The 13,387-nt window shown below is 69.8% G+C and carries 18 protein-coding genes; 17 read left to right on the top strand and 1 reads right to left on the bottom strand.

Going from position 1 to position 13,387, the window contains the following annotated elements:
- Positions 1-38 precede the first annotated feature (38 nt).
- From ACWD6R_RS16645 to ACWD6R_RS16635, 3 genes are read left to right on the top strand one after another with little or no spacing between them, the layout of a single operon-like run.
- The gene (locus ACWD6R_RS16645) at positions 39-854 is read left to right on the top strand and encodes a phosphotransferase family protein (RefSeq protein WP_451819340.1); all 816 of its coding nucleotides are present in this window, start codon (positions 39-41) and stop codon (positions 852-854) included.
- Between the two features lie 52 nt (positions 855-906).
- Positions 907-1,137: a hypothetical protein gene (locus ACWD6R_RS16640; RefSeq protein WP_451819339.1), complete on the top strand. Its 231-nt coding sequence runs from the start codon at positions 907-909 to the stop codon at positions 1,135-1,137.
- A complete protein-coding gene (locus tag ACWD6R_RS16635; protein WP_451819338.1) occupies positions 1,121-1,393 on the top strand; it encodes a hypothetical protein in 273 nt (90 codons plus the stop codon). The genes ACWD6R_RS16640 and ACWD6R_RS16635 overlap by 17 nt, the downstream gene beginning before the upstream one ends.
- A gap of 103 nt (positions 1,394-1,496) precedes the next feature.
- Here the strand turns inward: ACWD6R_RS16635 and ACWD6R_RS16630 are convergent, their stop codons facing one another.
- Positions 1,497-1,724 (bottom strand): hypothetical protein, encoded by a 228-nt coding sequence (locus tag ACWD6R_RS16630; RefSeq protein ID WP_451819337.1) that lies wholly within the window; start codon positions 1,722-1,724, stop codon positions 1,497-1,499.
- Between the two features lie 88 nt (positions 1,725-1,812).
- Between ACWD6R_RS16630 and ACWD6R_RS16625 the strand changes: the two genes are divergently transcribed.
- The 14 genes from ACWD6R_RS16625 (at position 1,813) to ACWD6R_RS16560 (ending at position 13,375) form a co-directional block, all read left to right on the top strand.
- The gene (locus tag ACWD6R_RS16625; RefSeq protein WP_451819336.1) at positions 1,813-2,025 is read left to right on the top strand and encodes a hypothetical protein; all 213 of its coding nucleotides are present in this window, start codon (positions 1,813-1,815) and stop codon (positions 2,023-2,025) included.
- 125 nt (positions 2,026-2,150) lie between these two features.
- Complete coding sequence (locus tag ACWD6R_RS16620) at positions 2,151-2,615, top strand: hypothetical protein (RefSeq protein ID WP_451819335.1); 465 nt, start codon at positions 2,151-2,153, stop codon at positions 2,613-2,615.
- A 59-nt stretch (positions 2,616-2,674) separates the two neighbouring features.
- Positions 2,675-3,115 (top strand): DUF6093 family protein, encoded by a 441-nt coding sequence (locus ACWD6R_RS16615; RefSeq protein WP_451819334.1) that lies wholly within the window; start codon positions 2,675-2,677, stop codon positions 3,113-3,115.
- 10 nt (positions 3,116-3,125) lie between these two features.
- A complete protein-coding gene (locus ACWD6R_RS16610) occupies positions 3,126-3,539 on the top strand; it encodes a DUF6093 family protein (protein ID WP_451819333.1) in 414 nt (137 codons plus the stop codon).
- A gap of 79 nt (positions 3,540-3,618) precedes the next feature.
- Complete coding sequence (locus ACWD6R_RS16605) at positions 3,619-4,002, top strand: hypothetical protein (RefSeq protein ID WP_451819332.1); 384 nt, start codon at positions 3,619-3,621, stop codon at positions 4,000-4,002.
- The gene (locus ACWD6R_RS16600; protein WP_451819331.1) at positions 4,002-4,424 is read left to right on the top strand and encodes an HK97 gp10 family phage protein; all 423 of its coding nucleotides are present in this window, start codon (positions 4,002-4,004) and stop codon (positions 4,422-4,424) included. The genes ACWD6R_RS16605 and ACWD6R_RS16600 overlap by 1 nt, the downstream gene beginning before the upstream one ends.
- A complete protein-coding gene (locus tag ACWD6R_RS16595) occupies positions 4,421-4,675 on the top strand; it encodes a hypothetical protein (RefSeq protein ID WP_451819330.1) in 255 nt (84 codons plus the stop codon). The genes ACWD6R_RS16600 and ACWD6R_RS16595 overlap by 4 nt, the downstream gene beginning before the upstream one ends.
- Positions 4,676-5,119 (top strand): hypothetical protein, encoded by a 444-nt coding sequence (locus ACWD6R_RS16590; protein WP_326604259.1) that lies wholly within the window; start codon positions 4,676-4,678, stop codon positions 5,117-5,119.
- A gap of 149 nt (positions 5,120-5,268) precedes the next feature.
- Complete coding sequence (locus ACWD6R_RS16585) at positions 5,269-5,754, top strand: phage tail tube protein (protein WP_451819329.1); 486 nt, start codon at positions 5,269-5,271, stop codon at positions 5,752-5,754.
- A 17-nt stretch (positions 5,755-5,771) separates the two neighbouring features.
- Entirely contained in the window at positions 5,772-6,383 is a 612-nt protein-coding gene (locus tag ACWD6R_RS16580; protein WP_451819328.1) for a hypothetical protein, read from the top strand.
- A 26-nt stretch (positions 6,384-6,409) separates the two neighbouring features.
- Positions 6,410-6,715 (top strand): hypothetical protein, encoded by a 306-nt coding sequence (locus tag ACWD6R_RS16575; RefSeq protein WP_451819327.1) that lies wholly within the window; start codon positions 6,410-6,412, stop codon positions 6,713-6,715.
- The gene (locus ACWD6R_RS16570; RefSeq protein ID WP_451819326.1) at positions 6,716-11,527 is read left to right on the top strand and encodes a phage tail tape measure protein; all 4,812 of its coding nucleotides are present in this window, start codon (positions 6,716-6,718) and stop codon (positions 11,525-11,527) included. It begins immediately after the preceding gene.
- The gene (locus ACWD6R_RS16565) at positions 11,524-12,423 is read left to right on the top strand and encodes a phage distal tail protein (protein ID WP_451819325.1); all 900 of its coding nucleotides are present in this window, start codon (positions 11,524-11,526) and stop codon (positions 12,421-12,423) included. The genes ACWD6R_RS16570 and ACWD6R_RS16565 overlap by 4 nt, the downstream gene beginning before the upstream one ends.
- 10 nt (positions 12,424-12,433) lie before the next feature.
- Positions 12,434-13,375: a hypothetical protein gene (locus ACWD6R_RS16560; protein WP_451819324.1), complete on the top strand. Its 942-nt coding sequence runs from the start codon at positions 12,434-12,436 to the stop codon at positions 13,373-13,375.
- The last annotated feature ends 12 nt before the right edge of the window (positions 13,376-13,387 follow it).

Here is a 13,387-nt window from a genome sequence, read left to right as displayed (position 1 = left end):
GGCCCCGCCCGCTTCGTCCGATAGGAACGGCGCCACACATGTCCATGTCGCGCATCGACTGGGAGCACCTGCCCGAGCACGTCCACCACGCTGTGGAAGCCCATACCGGGCCGGTCCTCAAGGCCGAGACCGTCTCCGGCGGCAAGAACTCCCAGATCGCCGCGTGCGTGTTCACCGCCGAACAGCTTCTGTTCGTCAAGGGCATGCCGTCCGATCACCCTCAGCACCCCTCGCAGCAGCGCGAGGCCGCGATCAACCCGTACGTCGCCCCCCGCCTGGCTCCCACGATCCTGTGGCGAGTCCAGGACGGGGGGTGGGACCTCCTCGGGTTCGAGTACGTCAGCGGCCGTCACGCCGACTACGCGCCGAGCTCGCCCGACCTGCCGCGCGTCCTGCGGCTGGCGGGCGAGCTGGCGCAGGTGGACACCCCGCCGGCGTCGGTGGTCCGCACCGTCGAGCAACGCTGGGCGGCGCACGCCGACCCCGGCGCGGCCGAACGCTGGCGTGGCGGCCGGACTCTGCTGCACACCGACTTCGCGTCGCACAACGTCCTGCTCGGCGAGACGCGGGACTGGCTGATCGACTGGGCGTGGCCAACGGTCGGCCCGGCGTGGGTCGATCCGGTGGTGCTGATCCTGCGGCTGATGGAAGCCGGGCACACCGCGGCGCAGGCCGACGCGGTGTGCAGGGTCCTGCCCGCCTGGCAGGGCGCCGGCCGTACGGAGGTGGCGTCGTTCTCGGCCGCCAACGCGCGCCTGTGGAAGAGCATCACCGAGCACGACCCCGAACCGTGGAAGCTGCACATGGCCCGCATGGCGGATCAGTGGTGCAGCTACTGGTCGGGCCTGGACTGAATCGCTACGCCCCCGACCATTGCGGGCGTACCTTACGAAGAGAGACGCGGCAATGAAAGGGATAGCCATGCGGCTGGTGTTCGAGGAGCACGAAAGGCCCGCCGTGCTGCGGCAGGCGGACGAGGCCGAGACGGCCGGCGAGACGATGCTGGCCGAGTCGCTGCGCGGGTTCGCCGAGAACGGCATCGACCTGTCCCGTGACTGGGAGACCACCAGGGTGGAGCTGTTCGCGGCTCACGGCATCGACGTGACCGGGAACGGCGGCGATGCCCGTGTCGCCTAGGCACACGCCCGGCAGACGCGCCAAGGTGGCGTTCACCCCGGAGTGTGAGCCCGGCCTGACGAAGCTGTCGGTGTCGGACCTGGTGCGCTTGGACCGGGCGATCGTCACGATCTCGCTGGACCCGTCGATCGGTGCCGAGCGGCCCACCGGCGAGGGCCAGGTGCCGCTGCGGGAGTACACCGAAGGCACCACCCGCGTGATCTACCATGTCACCGTTCTGGGCGCCGTGGTCATCGTCGCCTACTTCGAGGTCTGACCGGCCCCTGCTACTGCCCCGCCTCCCGGCACCCCCGTCCGGGAGGCGGGGCTCCTTGCCAAGGTGGGCCCGAAAGCCGCCACCACCGCGATCCGTCCTGCTCTCAGCGGAGGTTTCCTGTGAGCCAGGCCAGGAGGCGCGGCTTGTCGTCGCAGCCTCGGAGCGTGTCGGCTGCCAGGTGGTCGCTGTAGCGCACGGTCTTCACCGGCGCCTCGCAGTGTGAGGGCAGGACGGGTTGCCCCAGGTACCAGCCGGATGCGAATACGGCAGCCATGACGGCGACGGCTCTCACACTGCGCGGGGTGATCCATGCGGGTCTCGGTATGGACATGGCCAGCGAGCCTACCGGCCAGGCGATGAGAGGGTTCGGACACCGCGCTCGGTGTGCTGTGAGCAGCACACCGCTGCACTCTGGAGGCATGGTCGCTGCTCCGATTGTCGTGCACCAGCCTTCTCCGACCGGGGGGCGGCAGGTTGCCGCGTACAGGCAGATACTCGGGCTTGCCCACGATGACCGGGACCTGGTGGAGTTCTTGCGCCGGGCCGGGCTCCCGGATGCAGAGGACTTGATCGACGACCCGCAGATGGTCGAGTGGCGAGGCGGCCGCGCTCATCAATGGGACGCGGCTTGACTCTCGCCAGTAGTGTCCCGGCATGAACTGATCGGCCCCTGTTACGGCCCCGCCTTCCGGCACCCCCTCCGGGAGGCGGTGCCGTTTGCGCCCCGCGCTGCCAGCGCGTCGGGGATGCTGTACCCATGAATGGAACGCAGACCAGCCCCGGCGCGGCTGAGTGCCCCGACTGCCAGTGGGAGCCGTGGCCGTCCGAGCCTCAGCCCCAGCCGAACTACGACCACGTCCACGCGGTCAGGACTCTCCCGTCGGCGCGCGACAGCGACGGGCACCAGATCGTGCAGGGCTACGCGGTGGGTCTGTGCGGGCCGAGGCTGCCGCAGCTGTGGGTGTTCTTCGAGGATCTTGCCCCCGCGATGGCCTTCGGCCGGGCCGGACGCATGTCGGCCGACGCCAAGGGATACGGCGTCTACCGGGCCGCGCGGGGAGAGCACTTCGACTCGGCCACGGAGCGGCAGGTGGTCACCCTCCATGTCATCCGCCGCAGCCTTGACCGCAAGGACGGAGAGGCCGACACGCTGCAGCAGTGGACGCGCGGCGTCATCCCGGGCTCGGCCTACTTCGAGGACAGGCCCCCCGCCTTCCTGTGAGGGGCGAAGCAGGCACGTCACCAGGGGAGTTGTCCGAACGCAGTCCTACGCTCGAACGTATGAGCACTCCTCCGCCCTCTGAGGGGCTTTCGCTTGCTGCCGTCGCCCCCATCGTCGAGACGCGCATCCTCGTGGACACTGTCGAGATCTTCCGCCCCGGGGAGCCGGTCCTTGACCCGGACTCCGGCGAGTACCACCCCGGCCCGGACAAGATCATCTACGCCGGTTCCGGTGCGATCTTCGCGTCCGGCGGGCCCGGCCTGGTCCTGTCCCTGGAAGGACAGGCGTACGCCGATGACACCCGTAACCGGTACCGGCTGCTGACGCCGCTGGACGTACCGCTCGCGTCGCGGGAGGACCACGTGCGCGTTACCGTCGCCACGCAAGACCCGGGCCTGATGAACAGGGTGTGGCGGGTCCTGGACATCTCCGATGCCAACTCGCTCGCCGTCGTCCGCACCACGTGGCTGGACGAGTCCACCCAGACGACCGGGGCGTGAGCCGGTGCCAGTGGATCTTTCGCAGGCCAGGGCCGACCTGGAGGCGCAGCTGACCGACACGGTGCGGATCTCCCGCACAGCCGGCCAGCCCGTCCTGGACCCGGTGACCGGGGAGCCCGGCCAGACCCCGACCACCGTGGTGTACGACGGGCCGGGTGCGGTGCTGTCCACGCACGGGCAGATCGTCTTCGGTCAGGTCCTCGGCCAGGACTGGCTGTCCGAGGGCTCCGCCTGGTACCGGCTGGTGACGCCCGTGTCGGCGCCAGTTGCGCTGCTCGGCGACCTGGTGGAGATCGTCACCGAGACGGGCGGCCTGGCCGGCCGCATCTGGCTCGCCGACGACGTCACCGAGGCGTCCACGGTGGAGATCTGCCGCTCCACCAGGCTGATGGAACGCATCACCACCGCGTCCAGCGCCATCTGACCCACGGCCTCTTGGCGGCCTCGCGCACCCCCTGCGTGAGGCCGCAGTGCTGTCCGCGCCCCTTCGTAGGCTGAACGGCATGGATGATCAGGCGCACTGGGTGCGGATTACCGCCGAACACACCACCGGAACCGTGGCACTCGACGGCCGCGACATCTCCTCCCAAATCTCCGGGTACGACCTTCGCCAGCGTGCGGGCCAGCCGGCGGAGCTGCTGCTGTTCCTGTCGCCCCTGGTGAAGGACGAGTTCGACGGTTTGGCCCGCGTCGCCGTCGGTGTCTCCCCGGACCCGGGACCGGCCGCCGCGGCGTTCCTGTCGGCGATCGACGCGGGCGAGCTGGAGCGCAACGCCTTGGCCCGGCACGACCTGATGGACGGCGGGCCGCACGAGATGACCCGGGCCATGCTGCGGCTGCTGCAGGACTGGGCGTCCGGACGGTGGCAGCCGGAGGTGACCGGATAGTGGCTGCCCTCGGCCCCCCGCGCCCCGGCGCCTTCAGTAACGCGGACGAGATCGCCGCCCAACTGCAGGCCCGCGCCGCACGGATGCTGCCGTCTGCGGTGTCCGTCGTACAGCACTACGCGATGCTGCTGGAGACGCAGATCAAGGCCAACGCCTCGGGCAGGCCCGGACCGAACGCGCCGACTGGCGACTACAGGCGCTCCTGGACGCACGAGGTGCACGTCACCGGCGAAGCGGTGACGGCGACCGTCGGCACCGCCAAACCACAGGGCAGGCGCCTGGAGTTCGGGTACGTCGGCCCCGACAGCCTCGGCCGCGTCTACGACCAGCCCCCGTACGCCCACGTCGGCCCCGCCGTTGAAACGGTCAGCCCCCTGTTCACGGCAGCCATCGGCCGGATCGCCGACGGGAACCCGGCGTGAGCACCCCGTCGGAGGACCTGCATCGGGCCGTCGCCGACGTCATGGCGGCCCACGGCTACGGCATCGTGTCGCGGCTGGTGTTCGTCGTCGAGCTCATCGATGAGGAGACTGGCGGCCTGGGACTGCTTCGAGCATCGAGCCCATCCGACATGCCCGTGTGGTCCGAACTCGGGCTGCACACCTTCGCTATCGCGGACATTCAAGCCGCTGTCACCGCAGACCGGATGACGAACAACGACGAGGAGGACTAGATGAGTGTGTCGGGGCGCCAAGTGGCGCTCGCAGTACAGACCATGCTGCAGACGGCGACAGGCCGCTCCTGCGGGTACGGGACGGCGCCCACGACGGCGTCGGTGCCGACGGGCAACACGATCCCGTACTGCGTGTTGTACGAGCTGGGGCAAGTCGCCGGCCTGGGCCCGGTCTTCGGGGACAGCGACGCCGATGCCCGGGTGCTTCTGCAGGTGTCGTCGGTGGGGCAGACCGCCGAGCAGGCGTCCTTGCAGGCCGACAAGGCCCGGCAGGCGTTTTTGGCCCGGGTGCCGGGCAGCGGCCAGTACCTCAACGCGATCACCGTGACCGGGGCGACCGTGATCGGCCGGGAGCTCGACCGGGAGGAAGGGACCGGTGTCGTGAGCTCCACCTACACTTACGTGCAGCGATTCGTCCTGACGGTTTCAACACCGAACAGCTGACGTTTGATCGCACCTCACCGCGGAGGCCCCCGCGCGGACGCCCGGCCATACCGGTACGGGCCGCACCCCTGGTTCGCAGTCCTGCGACCTGTTGGGGACGGGCCTTCGTATCGCCGGAGGCCGGGGTCCCCGGAGAGTGAGCACCCCCCTTGGGTACCACCCAGCAGCGGTTCATGCGCCGTGGCGTCACGAAGATCCACTTCCTGTCGGACATCACCGCGGCGACGAACATCCCGACCCGCCAGGAGATCACCACCGGCACGGACCTGTCCGGCGCGATCTCCGACATCGCGGGCTGGTCGCTCGGCAACAGCCCGATCGACACCCCCGACCTGGGCTCGACGCTGACCACGTCGATCCCCGGTGAGGACAAGGCCGACGCGTCGACCCTGACCTTCTACGAGGACAAGGCCGGCGACACCATCGAGACCCTGCTCAGCAAGGGCGAGGAAGGCTTCGTCGTCATCCTGCGCAAGGGCGACGTCCCGGCGTCGAAGTCCATGGACATCTTCCCCGTCCGTGTCGCCTCGCGCGCACCGGCCTACTCCGCCGGATCGGACCCGGCCAAGTTCACCGTGACCTTCGCGGTGTCCGACAAGCCGACGCTCGACGCCGCCGTCCCGGCCACTACCTGATCCAGGGGGGATCCCGCATGACCACGAACACCACTGTTGAGCCGCCGGCGGACGCCGTCGCGAAGGACGCCCACTGGTCGGCGAAGATGGCCCGCCTGCGGGCCCGGAAGCTGCCTGAGCGCACCCTGTCGATCTGTGACGACCAGGACGCCAAGACCGCCGTCACCGAGGCGGCCCTGGCCCTGGCCAAGGCCCGCTCTGAGGCGCTGGTCGAATGCACCGAGCAGGGCATCCGTGAGGAGCAGCGCGACGCCTGGGTGGCGTCGAACCCGCAGGTCCTTGCGGCTGACGCCGGCCTGGTCCGGGCACAGGACGCCCTCGCGGACGCCACGTTGGCCCTGACCTTCCGGGCGCTGCCCCGGCCGGTGTGGGAGCAGCTGCTGCGCGACCACGCCCCCAGTGAGGCGCAGGCCGACCAGGGCATGGAGTACAACGTCGACACCTTCCCCGCGGCGCTGATCTCCGCCTGCCACGTCGAGCGTGACGTGGACGGGACGGAGGTCGAGGGCATGAGTGCGGCCGACGCGCAGGAGCTCCTGGACACCTGGGCGGACGCCGAGGCGAAGGCCCTGTTCACGACCGCTCTCGTCATCAACCAGACGCTCCGGGCGGACCTGGGAAAAGGCTGACCTCTGACCCGGCTTTCCGGGCGGAGATGGAGCTGTGCCACACGTACGGCATTCCTCACAGCCAGTTCACGGGGGCCGGTGACGGCCGCTGGTCGGCGCTGGACCGGGCGAAAGCCCTGGCGTGGCTGGCGTACAGCCGCGCGGTGTGTACCGGCTGCGGCACGAGGTCGGACGAGTGGCGGCCGGATCTGGGCGGGGACCGGTTCGCGTACGTGGCCGATTCGAGCACCTGTCCGGGGTGCGAGCTGCTGGAGATGGAGCGGGAGCAGGTACCGGACGGACCGGATGGGCGCGGGGTCAAGATCGGGCTCAAGCCCAGACAGGAGCAGTAGGTGGGCGCCAGTGCCTACAACCTGTACGTCAACCTGCAGGCGACGACAGCCGGACTGACCAACGGTCTGCGGTCCGGTGCCGGGCAGCTGCGGCAGTTCGACGGGCAGCTGCAGCAGGTCAACCGCAGCCTGATGGAAACCTCGACGGCGACGCAACGCCTGGCCCGCCTGCAGGCGTCCGCGTCCGTCGACGCGGTCCTCGGACAGACCCGTGTCACCGCCGCCGTGCAACGCAGCCAGGCCGCACAGACGGCCGCCGCTACGGCAGCCGAACGCAACGGCCGGGCGCAGGTCCTCGCGGCGAACCTGGCCGCGCGGGCGGAGACCGAGCGGGCGGCAGCGGTGATGGCTGGGGAGCGTGCACTGCGCGCCCAGGCCCTCGCCCAGACCATGGCCGCCCGGGCCCAGGCCACCACGGGCCGGGGTGCGGCCGCGGCACAGGCCACGGCGGCTGCCGCCGCCCGGGCGGCCACGCAGGCCGCGCAGACGCAGACGTTGCAGGAGGGGCGGGCCGCTGCCGCGCAGGCTGCGGCCGCTCGTGGTGCGGCCCTGTCTACCCGGACGTTGCAGGCGCGGCAGGCCGCCGACGCCACCGCCCTGACGGCGGTTGCCGCACGATCGGAGGCAGAGGCGGCAGCGGCGCAGCGTGCGGCGGCGAACGCGGCCGCCGTACGCCAGGCGCAGACCGCTGCGGATGCCGAGGCCCGGGCCGCCACACAGGCCCGCGTCAACGGCTACCTGAAGACCGGTCTGGTGCTGACGGCGGTCCTCGGCGCCGGTGTCGCGCAGGCCATCGCGCTGGAGAAGCGCATGGCCAACGTCATGACGATCTCCGAGCAGATCAACCAGGCGACGGTCGGGTCGTTCACCGACCAGATCGTCGACCTGTCGAAGGACCTGACGCAGTCGTCGAACCAGCTCGCCGAAGGCCTGTACGAGATCGTCTCTACGGGCTTCGACGGCGCCGACGCCATGACGATCCTCGGAGTGGCAGCGAAGGGCGCCAGCGCGGGCCTGACGACCACCGAGGCGTCCTCGCGGGCCCTGCTGGGTGTGCTGAAGGCGTACGGGCTCACGGCGGGTGACGCCAGCAACGTCATGGACATCATGTTCCAGACCGTCAACAAGGGCGTCATCTCCTTCGAGGAGCTGGCACAGAACCTTGGCGACGTGGTGCCGATGGCGGCCGCCGCGGGCGTCGAGTTCGACGACCTGTCGGCGGCGTACGCCGCGATCACCCTCACCGGTATCCCCGCGGCGGAGGCCGCGACCGCGCTGAACGGGATGATGACGCGGATGATGGCGCCCACCCGCGACCTGAGTAACGCGATGCGGGCGCTCGGGTACGACTCGGCGGCCTCCGCAGTGCAGCAGGACGGCCTGTACGTGGTTGTCAACAAGCTGGCGAAGGCCACGGGCGGCTCGTCCGAGGCCATGACCAAACTGTTCGTCGACGTGCGGGCCACCCGCGCGGTCCTGGCGCTGGCCGCCAACGACGGCAAGAACTACGCCGACACGTACGCGGGCATCGCCAACGAGGTGGAGCGCGCCGGGGCCACCCAGCGGGCGTTCCAGATGCAGATGGACACCACGGCCGGGCAGTGGCAGATGTTCGTCAACCGCAGCAAGGCGCTGGGCATGGACCTGGGCCGGGCACTGCTGCCGGCCCTGCAGGCCGTCGGCGAAGCCGTGTCGGTGTTCGCCGGGGCTCTCGCGGACGCTCCCGGCCCGCTCAAGGAGATCGGTGCGGGGCTGCTCGCGGTGACTGCCGGGGGCATGCTGGCCCTTGTCGCGGTCACCAAACTGACCACTCAGTGGCGCGAGTTCCGCATTGCGCTGGCCGCCGCACAGGCGGGCCAGTCGGCCATGCCGGCGGTCCTGAAGGGTGCGGGCCTGGCCGTGTCGGGCCTCACGGCGCTCCTCGCGATCGGCGTCATCGCGTACTCGGCGTACTCGGCGTCGAAGCAGAAGGCCAAGATGGCCACCGACGACCTGGTGGAGGCCCTGCGGGCGGAGCACGAGCAGGGCGACGAGGGTGCGGGCCTGCGCGCCCTGACCGAGTCGCTGACCAAGTCCGATGATGCTGCCAAGCTCAAGAAGGTCGGCATCGACATGACCGACGCTCTGGACGCCATCACGAGCGGCGGCCAGAAGCTCGCGGACCTCAAGGCCAAGCTGTGGAACGACAACTCGCTCACCCTGGTGGACCCCCAGTCCGAGCAGGTCAGCACGGTGCTGACACGCGAGGGCAAAGCAGCGATGGGCGTCATCGATACGCAACACGACATCTGGTCGAACGCGGTGAAGAAGCAGGCCGAGCTCGCCGCCAACATGGACATCGTCAACGCCAAGGTCCGCCAGGCCAGGGTCAACGCGTCGAAGGTGTGGTCCCTGGAACAGTTGGTGCAGCCCGGCCAGGACGGGCTGCCGAAGTACACCGACGAGATGAAGGCCATGGCGCAGGCCCTGGGCGGCATCGTCGACCCGGCCAAGGCGTGGTCCGCAGCACAGGACAAGGTCGCCAAGTCCAACAAGAACGCGAAGGCGACGCTCAAGGACTACATGGACCAGCTGCAGAAGCAGCTGAAGTCGCAGCGCGACTTCCAGAAGAACCTGTCGGCGCTCGCCATGTCCGGGTACACGGGGCTGACCGATCATTTCGCCAAGCTCGGGGTGAGCTCCGCCCCGATCCTGGACGAGCTGGTCAAGCAGCTGTCCAAGGGCAAGACGAAGGTTGCCGACGAGCTGGAGGGCATCATCTCCGAGTCGTCGTCCCGGTCGTCGGAAGCGTTCCGCGCGGGCCTGGATCAACTGCCCGCGATCGCGGGCCGCTACGGCAAGAAGATCGCGCAGAGGTTCGCCGACGCCGCAGAGACCAACGATGCGGGCAAGTTCGGGAAGGTCCTGCAGGAGATGGCCGTCACCGACATGACCCGGGCAGTGAAGAAGGGCAGCGCGGCCGCAAAGGTACAGATGCAGCGTGGCATGGGCCTGCTGGCGAAGGTCGCGCAGGCCAAGGGCGCGGACGCGGCGAACGCCCTGCAGCAGGCCCTTCTGTCCGGTGACGTGAAGCGCGCCATGGGCCAGCTGCAGGCGATCTGGGGTGCGGACCTGCCGATCAGTGAGGCGGACCTGCAGGGCGTTGTCGGCGCGTTCAAGACCGCGGGCGAGCAGTCCCTCACCGAGTGGACGGGCATGCTGCAGTTGATCCAGCAGGTCGCCAAGGCCAAGGGCAACGAGGCCGCAATGGCTCTGACGTCGGCGCTGCTGTCCGGCGACATGGGGGCCGTGCAGTCGCAGTTGGATGCGATCGGTGCGAGCGTGCGGCAGATCCCCGGCACGAAGACGATCTCCGTCAGTGTGAATCCGCCGTCGCCGGTGTCGGTAACGGTGATCCCGCGCGTCGCGCCCGGCTCGGGCGTGCCCTGGGCGAACAAGCCCCAGACGCAGGCCGACGGGTCGCTGCTGTCGTTCTACGCCGGCGGCGGCATGCGCGAGTCCCACGTGGCGCAGATCGCCCCGGCGGGGGCGTGGCGGGTGTGGGCCGAGCCGGAGACGTCGGGGGAGGCGTACATCCCTCTCGCCACGTCCAAGCGGACCCGGTCCAAGCAGATCCTTACCGAGGTCGCGCACCGGTTCGGTGCGAGCGTCGACTTCCACGCCGAGGGCGGCATGTCCGGGTGGACGTACCAGCCGGCCGGTGGCCTGGGCGGCCTGTTCTCCCTGTCGTCGATCGCGTCGGACTCCATGAACAAGAAGGGCACCGCCCTGGACTTGGCGAAGTTCAAAAAGAACCTTCACATGTCCGTGCAGGAGGCGCGGCGGTGGCGCAAGGACCTGGCGACGGTGGCCCACCGTGCCGGTCAGGACGTCGCCGATGCGCTGGAGGCAATGGGCACGGACGGCATCGACCTGACGCACAAGATGGCCACGGGCAGCTCGAAGTACGTGCGGGCCATGGCCAAGGACCTGGAGAAGCTGGCCGCGAGCGCGAAGGCGTCGCTGTCGGAGTACACCAGCCAGCTCGGCGGCGCGGCCAAGCAGACGTCGGTGTTCCAGCAGAACCTGATGAAGCTGGCAGCCCAGGGATACGGGGACCTGGCTGCGCGGCTGGCGGAGCAGGGCGACCAGGCCGCGCAGGACCTGGCCGCGCAGGCCGTGAAGAGCAAGAAGTCCGCGTCGAAGGCCAACACGGCGTCGAAGGCGGCGTCGGCGACGCTGTCCGATCAGGACCTGGCGGACCTGCTGACGATCATCTCGGCGATCAAGAGCAGCAAGACGGGCATCCACAAGGTCGCCGACTCCACGGAGCTCGGCGAGGACCGCATCATCGACGTCGCCAACACGGGCCTGTCCGAGTTGAAGAAGGCTCTCGGGAAGCGGGCTACGCAGTTCCTCGCCGACCTCGGGCGGGCCAACAAGGGCCTGTCCTACGCGCAGGGCGGCGTCCTGACGCCCGGCCTGTATGCGACGAGCAACGGCCTGGTGCGGTTTGCGGAGCCCAGCACGGGCGGCGAGGCGTACATCCCGCTCGGGCAGTCCAAGCGGCCGTCCGCGACGGCGGTACTCGAGGACGTCGCCCAACGCTTTGGCTACACCCTCACCGCCCAGGGGGTGACGGGGCCGATGCGTGTGGACGCCAAGCCGTCCGGCGGCGTGCAGGTCGTCGTCGTGAAGGAGAAGGGCGGGCCGCTGATCGGCCAGATGCCTGTGACCGTCACGGCCGGTGGCGGCGGGCGCGGTGCGGCGCAGGAGATCGGCGCTGAGGTGATGCGGCGACTTCGTGCCGCGCAGCGAGGAGGCAAGCTGTGACGACCGCTCTTGGCGACTGGCAGTTCGACGTCGGCGGCATGGTGATCGGGACGGGCACGCTGGTGCCGGTCGGCGACATCAACGGGATGGGCGCCCCCGGCCAGCGCACCGCCGACGTCGACAACCCCACCGACGACGGCGGCTTTCCGGGTGTGGACCTGTTCGGGACGCGGACGCTGTCCATCGAGGCGGGTATCCGCACCCCCGACAATCCGGCCGCGGCCCTCGACCTGCTTGCCCAGCTGGAGGAGGCAACCGGGGCCGACAGCATCCGCAAGACGGCGGGCGCCTTGGCCGTGCTGCGCGCCAAGATGCCCGGCCGGCCGGTCAAGCGCGTGTACGGCAGGTGGCGGCGGGCGGAGCCCGCATCCATGTCGCAGGCCGTCTACGGGTGGATTCCGTTGGCGTTGGAGTTCGCGGCGATGGACCCGTGCTGGCACGCGGATGAGTCGCAGGCTCTGGTGCTGCCGCTGGACATCTCGGACGACTCCCAGGGGTTCAAAGCGCCGGTGGTCGCGCCGATCACGACCGGGGTGTCCAGCCCTTCGCAGCGGCCTGGCTGGGTGCTCAACAGCGGCAACAAGGCCGCCTGGCCGACTGTGCGCATCGACGGCCCGGTCACCAATCCGAAGGTGTGGGTGGTGGAGACCGGCCGCTACCTGCAGCTGAACACCACTTTGGCCGTCGGGGAGTGGATCGAGATCGAGACCCGGCCCGGTACCCGCTGGGTGCTGCGCAACGGGTCCGGTAACGCGGCGCCGGCACTGACCGCCGGATCCCGCCTCGACCTGTTCCAGATCCCGACGAAGCGAAGCGAGATCCGGTGGACGGCCACCGACTACACGAACACCTGCCGCCTGACCCTGTCGTGGCGCGACGCCTACAAGGCCCTGTGAGGACACTGAGATGACGCTGATCCAGCCGCCCATGATGGTCAACGGCGGCACCCATCCCGCCCGCACCATGCGCATGATGATCCGTGACCTGTCGCGCGGATCGCAGGGCGTGACCGAGTACAACGACCTGAAGGTCTCCCCGATGACGACGCCCGGCGCGGGCGTGCAGGTCGCCGACGGCTCCGGCGTGGTACGGGGCGCCGCATGGGGCCAGGGCTCCTACACCCAGTACAACGTGGGCTCGGCGACGGTGAACATCGCCCCGACCGGGGCGCAGGGGCGCACCGACATGGTCGTGCTGCGGGTGTTGGATCCCGAGTACGAAGGCAGCCGCGACCCGGCCAAGGACGACATCGGTTACTTCTACGTCGTCTCCAACGTCAGCAGCACCGCGACGCAGCCGCCGGCGGGGATGACCGCGATCCCGCTGGCCCGGATAGCGATCCCGGCGAATACCGCCACGATCACCGCCGCGATGATCACCGACCTGCGGGGCATTGCCAACCCGCGCCGGGATCGGCAGATCTACACCGCCTCCCCGACCGGGGACCAGACCTGGGTGGGCAACAAGAACGGCACCTACGTGGCGTGGCCCCAGGCCGCCCGCTGGAACATCGCAGTGCCTGTGTGGGCGGTCCGCACCCGCATCGTGTTCACTGTCTCCGCCGTGCAGGTGATGTTCGGCAGCGTGTGGGGGAATGCCGCGTTCAAGCTCGGCACCGTCCAGGGCCAGGGCATCACCTTCGACACGGGTGTGTTCACCAGCAGCGACCGCAGCCAGCGTGTGAACCTGATCTCCGCCGACACCCTCACCATCCCCGCCTCACTGCGCGGTACGACCCAGTCGTTGCAGGCACTGGTTGCTCTGGACAGCGGCAACGTCGGAATCCTGCAGGCGGACAAGGCCACGACCGCGATTGCGGACGTGGAGTTCGAGGAGGGCGTGTTCTAACAGTGCGCTCCT

The organism is Streptomyces sp. NPDC005151 (assembly GCF_053599875.1).
The sequence above is the reverse complement of the archived record's forward strand: the minus strand, read 5'-3'. Positions and strand labels throughout refer to the sequence as shown.